This is a genomic window from Anabaena sp. CA = ATCC 33047 (assembly GCF_963870205.1).
Classification (GTDB): domain Bacteria; phylum Cyanobacteriota; class Cyanobacteriia; order Cyanobacteriales; family Nostocaceae; genus Trichormus.
In genome coordinates, this window is record NZ_CAWMSA010000085.1 from 70,119 (window position 1) to 87,923 (window position 17,805).

Annotated in this window: 17 protein-coding genes; 7 read left to right on the forward strand and 10 right to left on the reverse strand. The window is 41.9% G+C overall.

Annotated features, from left to right (window positions below; all coding sequences use genetic code 11):
- Positions 1–203 precede the first annotated feature (203 nt).
- Both murB and murC read right to left on the reverse strand, forming a co-directional pair.
- Positions 204–1,199, reverse strand: a complete 996-nt coding sequence (gene murB / locus AACS98_RS22575; RefSeq protein ID WP_066384358.1) for a UDP-N-acetylmuramate dehydrogenase — start codon at positions 1,197–1,199, stop codon at positions 204–206.
- A gap of 113 nt (positions 1,200–1,312) precedes the next feature.
- Positions 1,313–2,797, reverse strand: coding sequence for a UDP-N-acetylmuramate--L-alanine ligase (gene murC / locus AACS98_RS22580; RefSeq protein ID WP_066384368.1), 1,485 nt, complete (start codon positions 2,795–2,797; stop codon positions 1,313–1,315).
- A 403-nt stretch (positions 2,798–3,200) separates the two neighbouring features.
- Between murC and nadD the strand changes: the two genes are divergently transcribed.
- Both nadD and AACS98_RS22590 read left to right on the forward strand, forming a co-directional pair.
- On the forward strand, positions 3,201–3,818 hold the full coding sequence (nadD, locus tag AACS98_RS22585) for a nicotinate (nicotinamide) nucleotide adenylyltransferase (protein WP_066384370.1): 618 nt from the start codon (positions 3,201–3,203) through the stop codon (positions 3,816–3,818).
- Positions 3,819–3,945: 127 nt separating this feature from the next.
- Positions 3,946–4,959 (forward strand): type I glyceraldehyde-3-phosphate dehydrogenase, encoded by a 1,014-nt coding sequence (locus AACS98_RS22590; protein WP_066384373.1) that lies wholly within the window; start codon positions 3,946–3,948, stop codon positions 4,957–4,959.
- A 579-nt stretch (positions 4,960–5,538) separates the two neighbouring features.
- On the opposite strand, the gene thiL is transcribed toward AACS98_RS22590, so the two are convergent.
- Positions 5,539–6,546 (reverse strand): thiamine-phosphate kinase, encoded by a 1,008-nt coding sequence (thiL, locus tag AACS98_RS22595; protein ID WP_066384377.1) that lies wholly within the window; start codon positions 6,544–6,546, stop codon positions 5,539–5,541.
- 88 nt (positions 6,547–6,634) lie between these two features.
- On the opposite strand from thiL, the gene AACS98_RS22600 reads away from it, so the two are divergent.
- Positions 6,635–7,207 (forward strand): Uma2 family endonuclease, encoded by a 573-nt coding sequence (locus AACS98_RS22600; RefSeq protein ID WP_066384379.1) that lies wholly within the window; start codon positions 6,635–6,637, stop codon positions 7,205–7,207.
- 78 nt (positions 7,208–7,285) lie between these two features.
- On the opposite strand, the gene AACS98_RS22605 is transcribed toward AACS98_RS22600, so the two are convergent.
- On the reverse strand, positions 7,286–8,392 hold the full coding sequence (locus tag AACS98_RS22605) for a peptidylprolyl isomerase (RefSeq protein WP_082803762.1): 1,107 nt from the start codon (positions 8,390–8,392) through the stop codon (positions 7,286–7,288).
- Between the two features lie 255 nt (positions 8,393–8,647).
- Here AACS98_RS22605 and efp point away from each other — a divergent pair, with 255 nt between their 5' ends.
- From efp to AACS98_RS22620, 3 genes are all read left to right on the forward strand, one after another.
- Entirely contained in the window at positions 8,648–9,205 is a 558-nt protein-coding gene (efp, locus tag AACS98_RS22610; protein ID WP_066384381.1) for an elongation factor P, read from the forward strand.
- A 108-nt stretch (positions 9,206–9,313) separates the two neighbouring features.
- Complete coding sequence (gene accB, locus AACS98_RS22615; protein ID WP_066384383.1) at positions 9,314–9,865, forward strand: acetyl-CoA carboxylase biotin carboxyl carrier protein; 552 nt, start codon at positions 9,314–9,316, stop codon at positions 9,863–9,865.
- Positions 9,866–9,942: 77 nt separating this feature from the next.
- Complete coding sequence (locus AACS98_RS22620; protein WP_066384385.1) at positions 9,943–10,290, forward strand: ArsR/SmtB family transcription factor; 348 nt, start codon at positions 9,943–9,945, stop codon at positions 10,288–10,290.
- Positions 10,291–10,402: 112 nt separating this feature from the next.
- Here AACS98_RS22620 and AACS98_RS22625 read toward each other — a convergent pair whose 3' ends face one another.
- Positions 10,403–11,017, reverse strand: coding sequence for a GerMN domain-containing protein (locus AACS98_RS22625; protein WP_066384386.1), 615 nt, complete (start codon positions 11,015–11,017; stop codon positions 10,403–10,405).
- A gap of 305 nt (positions 11,018–11,322) precedes the next feature.
- A complete protein-coding gene (locus AACS98_RS22630; protein ID WP_066384388.1) occupies positions 11,323–13,137 on the reverse strand; it encodes a proline--tRNA ligase in 1,815 nt (604 codons plus the stop codon).
- A gap of 218 nt (positions 13,138–13,355) precedes the next feature.
- Between AACS98_RS22630 and AACS98_RS22635 the strand changes: the two genes are divergently transcribed.
- Positions 13,356–14,729 carry a glycerol acyltransferase gene (locus AACS98_RS22635; protein ID WP_066384389.1) on the forward strand — a complete coding sequence of 458 codons (1,374 nt, stop codon included), beginning with the start codon at positions 13,356–13,358 and terminating at the stop codon, positions 14,727–14,729.
- 203 nt (positions 14,730–14,932) lie between these two features.
- On the opposite strand, the gene AACS98_RS22640 is transcribed toward AACS98_RS22635, so the two are convergent.
- The 4 genes from AACS98_RS22640 to AACS98_RS22655 form a co-directional block, all read right to left on the reverse strand.
- Positions 14,933–15,508: a Uma2 family endonuclease gene (locus tag AACS98_RS22640; protein ID WP_066384391.1), complete on the reverse strand. Its 576-nt coding sequence runs from the start codon at positions 15,506–15,508 to the stop codon at positions 14,933–14,935.
- Positions 15,509–15,789: 281 nt separating this feature from the next.
- Positions 15,790–16,905 carry a PD-(D/E)XK nuclease family protein gene (locus AACS98_RS22645; protein ID WP_066384393.1) on the reverse strand — a complete coding sequence of 372 codons (1,116 nt, stop codon included), beginning with the start codon at positions 16,903–16,905 and terminating at the stop codon, positions 15,790–15,792.
- A gap of 195 nt (positions 16,906–17,100) precedes the next feature.
- The gene (mazF, locus tag AACS98_RS22650; protein ID WP_339373733.1) at positions 17,101–17,445 is read right to left on the reverse strand and encodes an endoribonuclease MazF; all 345 of its coding nucleotides are present in this window, start codon (positions 17,443–17,445) and stop codon (positions 17,101–17,103) included.
- Positions 17,442–17,684, reverse strand: a complete 243-nt coding sequence (locus AACS98_RS22655; protein ID WP_066384397.1) for an AbrB/MazE/SpoVT family DNA-binding domain-containing protein — start codon at positions 17,682–17,684, stop codon at positions 17,442–17,444. Before AACS98_RS22655 ends, mazF begins: the two co-directional genes overlap by 4 nt.
- Between the last annotated feature and the right edge of the window lie 121 nt (positions 17,685–17,805).

Below are 17,805 nucleotides of genomic sequence, written 5' to 3' on the forward strand. Positions count from 1 at the left end.
GAGGTGGTCGGTAATTTGCCTATTTTTTTACCAAAAAAATGGGTTTGAGGTTCCCCGCACTTCTAGGACGGGGAGTATGTCAATAATAATTAGTAGAGGACGGGGACTGGAGACTGGGGACTGGAAATGAAGATTTATCCTCTGCCCCTGAAGTTCCCCTACTTCTTGTCTTTATCCCCTAGCCTTTAGCCTCTAGTCTCTCATCAAGCTGCTTGGAATTCACCAATCATTTTGACTTCTGGTTCTAAGCATATTGACCAGCGTTCCTGCACTTCATACTGGATATAGCGAATGAGATCAAAAATATCGCTAGCTTTTGCTCCTCCACGATTAACAATAAAATTGGCATGGAGATGGGCGACTTGTGCGCCACCAATTTGATAGCCTTTTAAACCTGTTTGTTCGATTAACCACCCGGCTGCATAAGGTTTAGGATTGCGGAATACACTACCACAACTGGGGAAGTTGTAGGGTTGGGTACTCAGACGACGTTGTTTGTGTTGCTTGGTGAGGGCTGTAACTTGGGCAGGATCGGCTCCTGGTTGGAGTTGGAAGGTGGCTTGAGTCACGACGCGATCGCCACCTTGCAATAATGATGTCCGGTAGCTATAGCCTAACTCCGCCGGGGTGAGAGTTTCTACTGTCCCATCTGGGGATAGTACCTCAGCACTCACTAACATCTCTGCGATACAGCTATTGTGTGCGCCAGCATTCATTACCACGGTACCGCCCACGGTTCCGGGAATACCCACAGCCCACTCTAACCCCTGCCATCCTAGTTGGGCGGCTGCCCATGCCAAACTCGGTATTGATTCTCCAGCCGCCACAGTTAATTGACCTGTATGCTGATCAAAGTGACTGTAGCGCAGATGGCGAGTCCCAATCACTAAGCCTGGGATACCGCGATCGCTTACCAACAGATTTGAACCTGCGCCTAGGGTTGTCACTCTTAAGTTATTTGCTTGTGCATACTTGATGCTGGCTTGCAATTCCTCTAGGTTGCGTGGAGCAACGTACCATTCAGCTGCTCCCCCCACCCGATAAGAAGTATACGCAGATAATAAAGTTTGAGATTTAATCTCGCAATTAGTACCCGGTAAGTAAATGATTTGACGTTCAACTAAACTCTTGTTTTCCTGTTTTTCTACTGTCGATGCAGGAGATGAGCAGGTGTTTCCATCTGCCTGGTAAATTTTCATATTTACATCAATTATTTGTGCATTTTTTACATTTATCTGCCGTAGAAGCACAGCAATCGAGTTAATAGATAAAACCCTTGTGCAAGAAACGTTGTTGTGTCATACCAACCGCTTTATGATGTGGCTGTTGCAAGCTCACAAAGTGTGGTGATCATCTCAGGAATTACCTGATTTAAATTCCCCGCGCCCAAAAATAGTGCCAAGTCTCCACGGTGCAGATTCTCCAAGAGAAACTCACACACTGAAGACAAAGTTGGTTGATATACTACCTGTGGATGTTCTTGAGCAATTGCTGCTGCCAATTGTTCTCCACTGATTTGTCCCAAATTTGGTTCGCCTGCACTGTAAATATCAGTTAGCACCACCAAATCAGCATGGGTGAAAGACTGAGCAAATTCTTCTAAAAACGCTAATGTGCGACTATAACGATGGGGTTGAAAGATAGCAACGACTCTTTGCCCTGGCCTAGCTTGCAGCCTGGCAGCAGCTAGCGTCGCCCGCAGTTCACTAGGATGATGTGCATAATCATCTATGAAAGTGATACCATTCACTTCACCGCGAAACTCAAAGCGTCGTCTAGCACCTTCAAAGGTGGCGATGCCTTTGGCGATTTCACCAAATTCTAAACCCAAGTGGCGGCCTACTGCCACTGCTGCTAGAGCATTACTTAGGTTATGACGACTGAGTAATTTTAACTTCAACACGCCTAAAGCTTTACCTTTTTCCCATACTAGGGCGGTAGTACCATCAGCACGATAATCGATGTTAGTGACGGTATAATCAGCGTTGGTGTCTGGATGTAAGCTATAGGTGATTGTGGGTTTGAGGCGATCGCCGGAGGCGTTGCGTAGCAAATCGCGCACTGTAGCACAATCAATACTGCCAATTAAGGTTTTGCAACCTTGGGCAAATTTTTGGAAGATATCAACTACTTCCTCTAATGTGTCGTAGTGGTCAGGATGATCTAATTCAATATTAGTAATTACGCCGATTTCAGGTGCGTGCTTGACTAAAGAACCATCAGATTCATCGGCTTCAGCCACTAAATAGGGGCTGTTTCCTAAACGAGCATTGCCTTCCCAAGCATTTACCTCACCACCTACAATAATTGTCGGATCTACACCAGCTTCTAGTAACATATAACCAATCATGCTACTGGTTGTAGTCTTACCGTGTGTTCCGGCTACAGCAATGCTATGGTGATCAGCTATCAAAGCTGCTAGTACATCGGAACGATGTAAAATTGGACAACCTAATTCCAGTGCGGCTTTGTATTCTAAATTTTGAGAGTTAATTGCTGTTGAACAAATGACTTGAGGTAGTTTTGTCTTATCAGTAGGAACAAATTCTTGTGCTTTTAATTCTACTGCATTAGGCTCTCTCTGGGGATGAAAAAATTCCAGATTCCTAGCCTCTTGTCTACTAAAAATATGTGCTCCGATAGATTCCAACTTCCGAGTAATATGATTTGGTCTTAGATCAGAACCTGATACTGGCAATTTACGTTTTGCCAGGATGTATGCCAGAGCAGACATACCAATCCCACCAATTCCTATAAAATGAAATGGTCTACCGCTAAAATCTACCGTATTACTCATTGATAACTCCTCTTAAACACCACACCAACATCACAAATGACACGCGTATCATAACAGGATTTTGTTTTTTACCGTAACTACTTCCTATATCAAGTTCCACTTTGATATTCTCGGAAATTGTTACTGAGGTTTCGTTGATTGAGAATGATTTTACCTTGGTTGCAGGTTTTTGCTATTTCTAAACTGTTTTTATGATTATTCAGGAACTTTCCCTGACATCGGGAAAGAAATCCTTGTAACTTGAAATACATATTGGGAAATTCCTCACTGGTGTTTGCTACATTAGTATATTTATTCGTAGCTAAGTCGCTTGATATTTTTCATCAAGCCAAGGCATGAATTGATTAAAAGATCATTGGCGGTGAAAATGATTCTCAGTAGCATCATCTCAAGGCATAACTAGATGCAGCAACTGGCGATTTTTGGAGGCACATTTGACCCAATTCACTTGGGACACCTGCTTATAGCCGAGACAGCTTTGCATCAAGTACCTATAGAACAGGTAATTTGGGTGCCTTCACACCATCCCCCTCACAAAACAGCAGCTTTGTTTGAGCATCGGTTAGCAATGCTGCAATTAGCTACACAAGCTAACTCTGGATTTACCGTTTCACAGATAGAGACAAAACGCTCAGGAAATTCCTATGCCATCGACACATTAATCGATTTATATGCGTCTTATCCCAATAGTGATTGGTATTGGATAGTGGGATTGGATACCTTCCAAACCTTGCCACGTTGGTATCGTGGACGAGAAATAGCTCAAATGTGTAATTGGTTAATCGCACCCCGACTCCTAGGTGGTGAGAATATAGCTCAAAGTGAGTTAATATGCAAGCAAGTGAAAGAACAACTACAAGAGCAGTCAGTTACTATTCACTGGCAACTATTGAATACACCCTTAGTAGGAATTTCGTCAAGTTTAATTCGGAAATTTTCTGGCGAGGGCAGGTCAATTCGTTATTTAGTTCCTGAAGAGGTGAGATCCTACATCGATGATCACAACCTCTACAAGAGATAAATCTGAAATAAAATATGTTTTTTTTTATGGATCTAACACTTTATGGTTATAAATACTCTCCCCCTTTGCGATATGATTGGGGTCAAAGATATCAACTTATAGGCATAAATACAGAGGGCAAGACACTGTGATTAGAGTCGCAATCAACGGTTTCGGGCGTATCGGACGTAACTTTGCACGTTGCTGGCTAGGTCGGGAAAATAGCAATATCGACCTTGTAGCTGTTAATGACACATCAGATCCTAGAACTAATGCTCACCTCCTGAAGTATGACTCCATGCTTGGGAAGTTAAAGGATGTTGACATTACTGCCGATGACAACTCTATCATCGTTAACGGTAAGACCATTAAATGCGTATCTGATCGTAATCCAGAAAACTTGCCCTGGAAAGAATGGGAAATTGACCTGATTATCGAAGCAACAGGCGTATTTACCAGCAAGGAAGGAGCGTTAAAGCACGTTAATGCTGGAGCTAAAAAGGTGCTGATCACTGCCCCTGGTAAAAATGAAGATGGTACATTTGTGATCGGTGTGAATCATCACGAGTATGACCACAACGTACACCACATTATCAGCAATGCCAGCTGTACAACTAACTGTTTGGCTCCCATTGCTAAGGTGTTGCATGAGAAATTCGGCATCATCAAAGGTACGATGACTACCACCCACAGCTACACCGGTGATCAACGTTTATTAGACGCTTCTCACCGTGATGTACGCCGTGCAAGAGCAGCAGCTATTAACATTGTCCCCACCTCCACTGGTGCGGCGAAGGCTGTAGCATTAGTGATTCCAGAACTTAAAGGTAAGTTGAATGGTGTGGCTTTACGCGTACCCACTCCGAACGTCTCAATGGTAGATTTCGTCATTCAGGTTGAGAAGCGTACTATTACCGAAGAAGTCAACCAAGCCCTCAAAGATGCTGCTGAAGGGCCTCTCAAAGGCATTTTGGACTACAGCGAACTACCCTTGGTATCTTCTGATTATCAAGGTAGTGATGCTTCCTCTATCGTTGATGCTAACTTGACTTTGGTTATGGATAATGACCTAGTTAAAGTTATGGCTTGGTATGACAACGAGTGGGGTTATAGCCAACGGGTTCTGGACTTGGCTGAACTTGTAGCTGAAAAATGGGTTTAATTAGTCATTAGTCATTAGTCCTTAGTCATTAGTCATGAGTCATCTACTTAAGCAGATGGGTTTCAGTTTAGACTCTAGACTATTGACACTGGACTATTGACACTGGACTCTAGACTATCAAAATATAGTGGGAGCGTGAGAAACCCTGCCTTTTAAGGAGGGGATGTAGCTTGCTTCCTCGCAGGGGTAACTCAACAGGTTTTAACCTGTTGTTTTAATACTAGATTTCTGGTAAAATCTCGCTCATGATGTTGGCGAAAACCCCATAACAAAAAACATCATCAGTTAATTAAAAGTAGCCGCACAGCCAAGTAATTGGTCGAGGCGGGTAGGACTGTTTGAGCCAGTCAAAGCCCCTTTGGGGCAGAACAAACATTGCGTAACCTGCTTATAGCAGGTGCAGCCATATCAGTTCAGAATCCTGGTTTTTCAAAGCCAGGAGAGTTCAATACAGGGCTTACGCAACTGGCATATTAGTAGGGTGCGTCAGATATCAAAAATACGTTTATTGACAGTATTTAAACGGTCTGAAGCACCCTACAAGACATCTGTAATGTGACACTTGTGTAAGTCCTAATATTAGCTAAAGTGCTGAAATCCCTGGCTGAGACTGAGAACTTGGTCAGGGATTTTGCTATTTTGATGGTGCAATATAACTTGGGGATGAGATGTAATAGTCCCTACAATGGTGGCACCTTTACCTAATTGCTGTACCAAAATATCTGCTGCTGCTTTTGGTAAACACAGCACTAATTCAAAGTCTTCACCACCATAGAGTGCATATTCTAAAGATTTCTCGGTTGTTAACCAATTTTCAAATGCTGTGGGTAGAGGTATTTGTTCGCTGACTAAAACAGCACCAACTCGACTGGCGCGACAGATTTGTAAAACTGCATCTGCTAAACCATCACTGCTATCCATCCCAGCCACGGAAATGGGGAACAGGGGATGGGATTCTAAGATTTGCCAGAGGATGGGTAAGACATCTAATCGCGGCTGAGGACGCTGGTGTGCGGTGATTAAAGCCGTCTTTTGCTCTAGGGTGAGGGTTTTACCTATTTCGGGGTGTAAGAGTAGTTGTAAGCCCGCGTGGGAGGCTCCATGAACACCTGTGACTACAATTGCATCCCCGACTTGAGCGGCAGAACGACGGATAATTTTATCAGGTTGGGCTTGTCCAAAGGCGGTAATGGAGATGCTGGTGACAGGCGATCGCACCACATCCCCGCCGACAATTGGGGTATGGTGTTTTTCCAGGCATTCTGTCATTCCCTGGTATAAACTTTCAACCCAAGTGACGCTTAAATCCCCAGGTAGTCCCAGTCCAACGGTGATTCCCAAGGGAATAGCACCCATTGCCGCCAAATCTGATAAATTAGCAGCCGCAGCCCGCCACCCGGCATCTGCGGGGGAAGTGGTGACATGACTAAAATGCACACCATCCACCAGCATATCGGTTGTGACGACTAAAGATTGCTCTGGGGCTGTCACCAATACCGCCGCATCATCGCCAATAATTTCTGGAGGGCAGAAACGTTGTAATCTTTCTAAAAGTCCTTGTTCGCCAATATCTTGAACTTTAGTCATTAGTCATTAGTCATTAGTCATTAGTCAACCGTCAACACTCAACAGCCCCTCAGTTTAAAATCAGGGTATTGTTTAGGGATTTGTTGGGATGGTCGCAATACCAGTACAAAATCTCACATTTAAAGAATACTTAACTTATGATGATGGCAGTGGTTTTCATTATGAACTGGTGGATGGCAGGCTGGAATTAATGAACCCCCCTACAATTGAACATTTTTTGATTGCTAAATTCCTTGAGCAATTTTTGGATGCAGAAATCAAACGCTTAAATTTACCTTGGTTAACTTTTCGGGAAGCTGGGGTGAGGACGGGCAGAAATAAATCTAGGTTGACTGATTTGTGTGTGGTAACACAGGAGCAAGCTAGAGAATTGCTCAAGGTTTCAGCCGTGTTTGAGACACCGCCATTAATGATTGTAGAGGTGGTGAGTCCAGATTCCATCAAGCGGGACTATCGTTATAAGCGTTCGGAATATGCCGCTTTGGAAGTGCCGGAATATTGGATTGTAGACCCGTTAGAAGGGAAGATTTCTGTACTGTTCTTAGAAGAAGGGTTATATGAGGAGAGAGTATTTACTGGTAACGAGCAAATTGGATCACGGAAGTTTGGAGAAATAGCGATCGCTGTTGAGCAGGTGTTAGCATCTGGGAGTTTGGGTTAAATGAAAAAAATTTGGTCGTGTTTGTAGTAAGCACTTTAGTGCTGATCAACTAAAGTGCTTACTACAAACTTGATGTATTTATGCGTTTTGGGGTTGAACTAAGTTTTCTATACCCTGAACTACGGAGGCTGATTCGATTTTGTCACCAGCTTTGAGTTTATCTAAAATCTCTTTGCCTTCGATGAGATAGCCAAAAACTGAGTAACGTCCATCTAGTAAGTTACGTCCGGCTGGGGTAAGTTCTGGTTCAAACAAGAAAAAGAAAACTTGGGAAGAACCGCCATTAACTTGGCTTTCGGGACGAGCCATAGCTAATGCACCAAAGGAGGAGAAGGGTAATACTGGCATATCCAAATAACGACCAGCTTGTTCTAGGGTAATACCATAGGTTGGTTTTTCATCGCCTTCTACCAGGATTTCTAGGGGAATGGCGCGATATTTACCTGTTTTGGGGTCAATAAAACCTTGTTCTTTTCCTGGTGGATCTCCAGTTTGTAGGACGTAAGATTCTTCTGAACGGGTAAATTCTAAACCGTTATAAAAACCACGTTGCACTAAATCGACAAAGTTACCAGCTGTGACAGGCGCGCTGTAACCATCCACTACTAAAGTTAAATCACCTTTGTTGGTTTTAATGGCGATGGTGGCGCGTCCTTGAAGTTGGGGAAGGTTACTGTACTCTTCGGGAACTTCAAAGGGGAATTCCTTCACCATTGATTCTTCTAATAGAGATACCAAATCCAGTAGTTTGGCTCTCTCTTGCAGAATTTGTTCTTTATCTTTGACTTGCGCCAATTCTTGGCTTTTTTCCACACCAGACTTCAAGTCATTAATCCAAGCTTCGGCTTGAGGTTGGCGTTCTTCCGGAACGCTTGCTAGGATTTGTGAAGGTTTATCAAGAACGCGGGATGCTTTACTTAGGTCTTTAGAGACAGCACCCCAGCGTCGGTTGGCTCGCAGTTGGTTAGAAATATCTTCTAGACTGGCTTGCAGTTCACGCACTGGTTTATTGTCTATCGGGAGTGCATAACGCAATAAAGCTTTGCCGTCAGTGATTGCATTTCCAGATGGCAGGGCGGCGTTACTGGAAGGAGTCCAGCCAGCTGTATTTATGCCTAAAAATATTGTTACCAACAGTATGACGGTGAGGCTGTTCTTCAGCCAGGATTTTAATAAATTAAACATGGGACGGCTCAAATGCAGCATCAAATTGTTGACTAGGCGTAACCCATCAATCATCTTCCCACAGTACGAGTCTTGAAGAGTTAGGAAATCGGGACTGGGGAGTGGGAAAGCAGGGGGGGCAGGGGAGCGGAGGGAGCGGAGGAAGCGGAGGAGAGAAACTAATGACTAATGACTAATGACTAATGACTAATTACCTAATTACCGCCCTGGAAGGGTACAATAAATGCCGATTGTCTTCCACGATTTAAAAGCTTCATGATTTCTAGTAACGATTTTCGACCCGGTGTATCCATTGTCTTAGATGGGTCTGTATGGCGAGTGATAGATTTTCTACACGTTAAGCCTGGTAAGGGTTCTGCTTTTGTCAGGACGACTATTAAAAATGTTCAAACTGGGAAGGTTTTAGAAAGAACTTTCCGGGCTGGGGAAACTGTACCACAAGCTACTCTGGAAAAAATCACGATGCAGCATACCTATAAAGAAGGCGATGAGTTTGTCTTTATGGATATGGAAAGCTATGAAGAGGGTAGATTGAGTGCTGCACAAATTGGCGATCGCGTCAAATACCTCAAGGAAGGTATGGAGGTGAACGTCATTCGTTGGGGCGAACAGGTGCTAGAAGTGGAACTACCCAACTCTGTAGTTTTGGAAGTGACTCAAACAGATCCAGGTGTGAAAGGTGACACTGCTACAGGTGGTACTAAACCTGCGACTGTGGAAACTGGGGCTACAGTCATGGTTCCTTTGTTTATTTCTCAAGGGGAACGTATCAAGATTGATACCCGTGATGATAAATATTTAGGCAGGGAATAAATTGTACTCATTTCTGAGTCAATCCCGATTTCAATCCCTCTAGGGGGATTAAATCCCTGCCAAACTTTAAGATTCTTAATTTACGGACAGGTCGAGGTAAGAAAAACTGTGCCATTGGACTTTAATGAAATCCGTCAACTGCTGGCAACTATTGCACAAACAGATATTGCAGAAGTCACGCTCAAAAGTGATGACTTTGAACTAACGGTACGCAAAGCTGTTAGTGTCAGTAATCAAATTGTGTCGGTTAGTCAAGCAGGATTGGGCGGTGTGGTTGGTTCGGGTTTGCCACCGGTTGTAACCACTGCAACCCCAGCAGCACCAACTCCAGCACCGGAGGTGGTGAGCCGTGTTGATAGTGCGATCGCTAGTTCTAGCGCACAGCTAGGCGGCAATCCTCCGTCCACAAATGACCAAAAATTAGTAGAAGTGTCTTCCCCGATGGTAGGAACTTTTTATCGGGCTTCTGCACCAGGGGAAGCACCATTTGTAGAAGTGGGCGATCGCGTGCGTAAAGGGCAAACTGTCTGTATCATCGAAGCGATGAAGCTGATGAACGAAATTGAGGCTGAGGTTTCCGGGCAAGTCATGGAAATTCTCATCGAAAATGGTCAACCGGTAGAATATAACCAGCCTTTAATGAGAATTAACCCTGATTAAGTATTAATCTATATAACAAGTGAGTCATTACTCTTAATGAATCATTGTTAAACTTTAATTTCTGCGGGTTAATCCTGATGAAACAAGCGTTGCCTGTACCGCCAGAAGTGGTGCAACAAGTAGCCGAATACTTCAGCCTGTTAAGTGAGCCGATGCGCTTGCGCTTGTTGCACTTATTGCGGGATGAAGAAAAATGTGTACAAGAATTAGTCGAGGCAACACAGACTTCTCAGGCAAATGTGTCTAAACACCTGAAGGTAATGTGGCAAGCAGGTATTCTTAGCCGCCGCAGTGAAGGGACTTGTGCTTACTACCGGGTAGAAGACGAAATGATTTTTGAGTTATGTAATCGGGTTTGCGATCGCCTCGCCACAAGGTTAGAACAGCAAGCCCGTAACTTTAGGGTGCTAAGTGGTAAAAATTAAATCAAGGGACTGGGGACTGGGTATTGGGGACTGGGTATTGGGGACTGGGAAAGAATTTCTAACTCATCTCCCTTATCCGCCTCATCCCCCTCACTCCCCACTCCCGGTATAGCTAAAGCGGATAATCTTGTTTATAGCTTTCACGGGTGAGAGGCTGTTGTATTTCTACACCTTCACCACCTAAAACTTCTAATGGTTGACCGTTGACTTCAATGTACACTTTGGCATTGGGGTCTAATGTTGTGGCGGTATAAACTATTTGACCTACACGACCTACCATAGAGGCACTACCGCCACCACTGGTAAATTCTTCAGATAAATTAACGTGAACTTCGTTCTGATTTTCTACTTTTAACCCTAATAATTGAGTTCCTTGGGGAATAGTAGTCGAATTTGTGCCTTCTGTGGGGCCTGCTAACAAATTTTGGAAAGCTGTTTCTAAAACTTGATTTGGTTGTGCAGCAGCGACTTGAATGGGTTGGGGAACTAATTCAAAACTTTTTTCGGTGGCTTTCAACCAATAAACGTTAGCGGTTTGTTCGTTTCCTGGTTGTTGTGTGGTTGACTGTCCCGATTGTGGGATACGTTGAGTTGGTGTTGATGGGGTGGGAGTTTGGGTTGTATTTGCTGTCAACCAAGCCACACCACCGCCAACTGCTACAACTGCGGCTGATACAGCTGCAATTACGCCTGATGATATACGGTTTGATCCTTGTTGATTAGTCATAATTTAAAACCTTCCTGACTGATGGCTGATAGAGTGTTTATTGGTGAACAGCAGCCTGGTTGAAGACGATATTTATAAATAGAGAGTTTCCTAAAACTTTAAGGATAGCTAATTAGTTAAAATGCTGCACTGGCTGATCTGAGCAACTTTATTGTCAATTTTATAACTGCTACTTCTCATCCGTCACCTACCAAATTATGTAAATCTGTAAATCTGATTTACTGCTAAATTATGAACATTTTTAGGAATAATCCAGAAGAACGCAGAGAAAAACTGATGATTTATGACTCTGCGTCCTTCAGCTTTTAGTTTTTATTGCCTGTAGCTGTGGCAATCCATTGTTTTAGTGTAGTAATAACCTCCTCAATGGGAATTTCTTGAGATTGACGAGTGGCTCTTTCTACTACTTCAACTTTGCCGTTGTTAATTGCTCGTCCTGTGACAATTCTATAAGGTATGCCGATTAAATCAGCATCTTTGAATTTTACTCCGGCGCGTTCATTGCGGTCATCTAATAATGTTTCTACTCCTGATTGATTCAGTTCGGTGTAAAGTTTTTCCGCAATTTCTACTTGTTGAGCGTCATTAATGTTAGGAATTGTCACAATGGCATGATAAGGCGCGATCGCTACAGGCCAAATTATGCCATCTTTATCGTAAGATTGCTCTACGGCTGACTGTGCCAAACGAGATACACCCACACCATAACAACCCATAACTAAAGGTTTTTCTTCACCCTGTTCATTAGTATAGGTTGCGCCCATTGCTTGGGAGTATTTTATGCCTAATTGGAAGATATGACCAACTTCTATACCTCTGGCACTTTTTAAGATTTGTTGCGAGTCATGCAGGGCGCGATCGCCTGGTCTAGCTTTGCGGACATCTACTATACTTGTTGATAGTTGAAATTGCTCACCCCAATTCGCACCAACAACGTGATAACCAGTTTCATTCGCTCCAGTAATGAAGTTTTTTAACTCAACGGCAGTTTGATCAACTAACCGGACAAATTTTGGATGAATTTGTTTGTTGCTGGCGATATAATCATCAGCAATATCAGGAGCAATGTAACCTAAAGGTAAAGATTTCGCCGCCCAAGCTTGTTGAGTTTCCGCACTGGGAACACTTAAAGATAGTATTGTTTTTGCACCGTAATTAGTAGCTAATTTCGTCAATTCGTTCTGTAATTTGACTTCATTAACTTCCTGATCACCGCGAATACTTACCAGTACCAAAACCGTCAGACCATTATCATATACTGTTTGATAAAGGACGTTTTTCACGACTTGAGTCGGAGAAGCGTTGAGAAATTTACAAACTGTTTCGATGGTGTCTGTTCCTGGTGTTTCCCGCTTTGCAAAAGTGGTAAATTGGGAAGGTTCAGCATCCGCAGGTAAGGAAACGGCTTTTTCCACGTTAGCGGCGTACTTACCATCATCGGTGTAGAGAACTTCATCTTCTCCCGCTTCCGCCAATACCATAAATTCTGTCGAACCAGAACCACCGATAGCACCAGAGTCAGCTTCTACGGGACGAAAAGCTAAACCTGCCCGTCGCAGCATATTGCTGTAGGCTTGATACATATCTTGATAGGTTTTTTTCAGGCTGTCTTCATCGGCGTGAAAAGAGTAGCCATCCTTCATGATAAATTCTCGACCACGCATTAAACCGAAGCGGGGACGAATTTCATCACGGAATTTAGTTTGAATTTGGTAGAGATGCTGGGGTAGCTGACGATAAGAGCGAATCATATCACGAGCGATCGCTGTAATCACTTCCTCATGAGTCGGCCCTAACCCTAATTGTTGCTCACGGCGGTCAATTAGGGAAAACATAATTCCTTCAGCTTTGGTGTAAGTATCCCAACGTCCCGACTCCTTCCATAAATCAGAGGGTTGGAGTTGGGGAAGTAAACATTCCTGTGCGCCTGTGGCGTTCATTTCTTCCCGCACAATTTGAGAAACCTTTTGCAGTACGCGCCACATCAAAGGCATATAAGCATAAATACCGCCACCGATGCGACGAATGTAACCAGCACGTAGTAATAACTTATGGCTAGGAATCTCCGCATCAGCCGGATCATCCCGTAGGGTGACGAATAACATTTGTGACAGTCGCATCGTTTATTCTTTAACTCCTGATTGCAAAATCGCTAATTTCTGTATCAACTTCAGTACGAAATATCGACCATGAAGTATGAAGTACAAAGTATAGGTTATTATTTATTGTCTCAATTAAGGGTGTAAGGGTGTAAGGGTGTACGGGTGCAGGGGAGAATTACTATTCACTAATACCCAATACCCCATTCCCAGTCCCCAATACCCAGTCCCCAGTCCCTATGATTTACCAAGCACAACCACCTTTAGAATTTATCCCTCCGGCGTTTAATCCTTTATTGTTGCGATGTGTTCACCTGTTGTTACCAACGTGGATACGCACTCAAACTGCTATTAACCAAATTGAAGCTGATAATGTCAAGGTTTTAGCACATTTATATCATCAGTTTCAAATGGGGAAAATCCGCTTTTTGTTAGCGTTTCGCCATCCTAAAACTGACGATCCTTTTGCTTTGGTGTATTTGCTGTCTCAACTTCTGCCGAGGGTAGCACAACAGCAGGGTGTACCATTAAAAGCTCCAATTCATGCTCATTTTATCTACGATCGCGGTATTCCTCTGTGGGCGGGTGACTACGTTGGTTGGCTTGCGTCAAAATTGGGTGGGACTCCGATACAACGGGGTAAAGCTGACTGGACTGGGTTACGTTCCGCACGGGATTTGTTTGTTAATGGAAAGTTTCCGATGGCTGCTGCACCAGAAGGTGCGACTAATGGACTTTCAGAAATCATCAGCCCGATAGAACCTGGAATAGCTCAAATGGGTTTTTGGTGTGCTGAGGATTTGCAAAAGGCTGGACGCACGGAGCAGGTTTTAATTGTACCAGTTGGGATTAAATATAGTTATGTTGATGCACCTTGGGATGCGATCGCTCAACTTTTAGATGATTTAGCTGAGGCTAGCGGTTTACCTGTAGATACAAGCGCAAGTAGGCAGACACCAGATTTACAGTCACTTTATCCCAGGTTGTTGACTTTAGCTGAACATTTGTTGTCTTTGATGGAACAGTTTTACACGCGCTTTTATCATCAAAAGCTGACACCAGTTACGGAGGAAGTGAGCGATCGCAATCAAGCGTTAGCATTAAGATTACAAGCGTTGTTAAATGCGGCGTTAGAAATAGCCGAGCAATATTTTAATTTACAACCAAAGGGAGAATTGAGCGATCGCTGTCGGCGGGTAGAGCAAGCTGGCTGGAATTATATATTTAGAGAAGAGTATAAGGATATTAAAGGATTATCTGCGGTTGAGAGAGCATTAGGCGATCGCGTGGCGGAAGAAGCGAATGCTAGAATATGGCACATGAGATTAGTAGAAAGTTTCGTGGCGGTTTCTGGTAACTACATCCGCGAAAAACCGACAGTAGAAAGATTTGCGGAAACAGTTTTAATTTTATCCAAGATGATTGCTCAAATTAAAGGGGATAAAGCTTTTCATAGTTCGCCATTGGGTAAACAAAGGGTAAAACTAACGATTGGTGAACCGTTATCTGTATCGGAACGTTACCCAGATTATCAAAAAAGTCGCTTAGGTGCGAGACAAGCTGTGGCTGACTTGACGAATGATTTACAACAAGCGTTGGAAAATTTGATTTAATTCTAGTTCGTAGTAAGGACTTTAGTCCTCACAATCCCTGCTACTCAGCAACTAATATCCTCAAAAAATATTTGAAAAGTATTGTTATTAACATCAAAGTTTTTCAAACCTAACCCCCCTAGCCCCCCTTCCCTACAAGGGAATGGGGGAATTATGTAAAGACATTTCATGAAACATCTCTACATTTCCTTGTCAAACATCATCTAACCAGGAAATACCTTAGACAAATCCAAAACTAAACTAGGAAAACATGGCAAATTAACTGACTCATTTGCTAGAAAAACTAACTTACGCCGATAGCCAAAATTACCTTTTAAATCATGATAAGGTTCGCTGTAACATTCCAGACAATTATCTAATAAATTAAATATCCAATAATCAGAAATACCTGCTTCTGCATAGACAGGTAATTTTATTTCTTGGTCATATTTCAAAGAAGAATCGGCAATTTCAATTAATAGTAATATATCCAATGGCTGAGGATGATTTGCCAGATAATCATCAAGCGTATTTTTAGCGATAACCATATCTGGTTCTGGTGCGCTGTTGTCAGAGATAATAATCGGTTCTTGTCCTCTGAGAGTAGCTTGTTCTCCCATCAGTTTGAATAACTCTCGATACAAGCGAGTAAGACAAACAGAGTGGGGTTTACCTTTTGCTACAATTTCAAATATTTCACCCTTGATTAGTTCAACTCGTTCATTCTCTGCAAAAAAGCCGAGTTCTCCCAAACGGTGATATTCATCTACAGTAAAACGTTTAGTAGTAGTGAGACTCATAACATTTATGGGAAGTCAAGGTTATTTTGATTTTATATCAACAGAGAAGAGATTGCGATCGCCGTATCCCTACGGAGAAGCAAGCTACGCGTAGCGTCTCGCTTATCGCACCTAATGCCAAATTAATATGAACCTGCATAGAATCAAATATCAAGCATAATTGAACGCAGATGGACGCAGATAAACGCGGATAAAGACAGATAAATCAATGGATTTTATAATTCTGTGCAATTTCACATAAAATTGGTATAACACATGATTTACAGCAAGCGATGAAAAGTTTATTCTTCTTCTGTAGATTCTTCACTGCTTACAGCCTTCCAAGGAAAATCAAAATACAATTCTTGAACTTTTTTTAATTCTTTGATAGACTCTAAAAAAAATAATTTAATCTCAGAGAATTGGTCTTGATAACCCAAAAAATTTTGTAATTTTTTTCGATAATGAATACTTGAATAATTTGGTGTAATAGTTAAATTATTAGGAATCCATGTATCTGGTTGCTCACTAACTAACTTTTTCATAGAATTAACAATTTCTGTGCGGTGTTTAAAACCCTGTGACACTTCTAGACATATTCCTATATTTGGGTAATCTGTCAAAACATCTGGATTTAAATCGAAATATCCAAGCCCACACCAAAGATGCGCCTTTGGAGCCAAATGAGTGTAGATAATATATCTACGGTGATCTCGCCATTGAGTCATACTTGCTGAACCTCCTTTAACATTACCGAAAGCCAGTTTGAATTCTTTTTCTACTTCTTCACTGAGAGTTGCTTTCATAGATTCGAGAGTCTTATTGAAATTCATCATTGTTATTAAGTCAACAGGTGAGAATTGATTGGTGTGAGACATTCCATTATTCCTCATAAAAATTAATATTTCTTTGCCCAAGGTATCATCTGCATTGTTTTGTAAAAACGTATAAAATTGATACCACCTTAACTGATAAAAGGCTACAATTGGTAATAAATCATTAACCAAGGTTTTAATATCTTCTCGTGGTTCATAGTCACGCGTAATGTAAATCAAGATTTGCTGTTTAACATTTGGTAAATCTCTCAAAATTTCAGTATATTTTTTTAAATTATTGTTTACATCTTTAGAGCCTATTTTTGATTCAATAATTATTACATCTGTATTTATTTGATTAGATAGCTCAATTACTATATCAAATCTGCTATCTTGTTTATGGCTATCTAAGCCTTGATGTTCTTTTTGTGTGGAAATATTGACACTATTATAATTATCGTCATTAATAATTAAATTTTCTTGCAGCCAAGCAATTAAAAGGTGTTGGTTACATTGAAAGAAATAAGCGACAATCTCAGTAAAAAAGTCCTCAAATGGTCGATTTCCTGAATGCAGTTTAAGTAAATTGGTGAATAAGGACATTGATTTTTAAATATGTCGATTAATTAAGAAAATTAACACAATAAAATTGCTTGCAATCTTGCATAAAGCAGACTACAAGAAATCATGACAGACGCTAGTTGTATCAGTTTTAACTCAGGCGATCGCCTATTGACAATGCTATTCAAATATTATTTAAATTCTTGCGAGTGCAAGAGGAATAAGATTTGCTAATTCCTACAGAAGTAATGGCTCAATTTTTGCTTGCACTTCTTCAATGACAATTTCTGGGACAGACTCAACAAATTGAACACCACGAACTTTCCAGTCTAAACACTTGATTTGATCCGCAAGAATCACACCGCGAATTTTCAAATCAGACGGTAAAATAACTTCAAATGGATATCCTTTTTGCTGCTTTGTGATAGGCATAAATAAAGCCAAGGAACTTTTCTCATTGTACCTGCGCGGCGAAATCACAAAAGCAGGTCTATATCCCTGTTGTTCATGTCCTTTTGTCGGGTCAAAATCTAAGTAGACGATATCTCCCCGACTGGGAATATAGTAATTCTCTGGTGTCACCAAACTTCATTCCCCACAGCTATTCCACTATCAATCTCACCATGAACATTCTCTGGTGTAATGGCATCAATTAGTTCATTAAGTGAGTATCGCTTGCGGGTTTTGGGTTTAATTACTAGACTACCATCTATGACAGCAATCTCTACTTCTACCCCTTCGGTTAAATGAATCTCTTTCGCTAAATGCTGGGGAATCCGAATTGCAAGACTATTTCCCCACTTAGCAACAGTCGCAGCCATAGGCTTATACTTCTATATCTATCATGTATATACTTAGTATCTACATTGTAGTAATTTTGTAAAAATTTAGCAACTATTGGGAGCAATTATATTAGGAGAATTTTTCAGCCAAACGACTGTT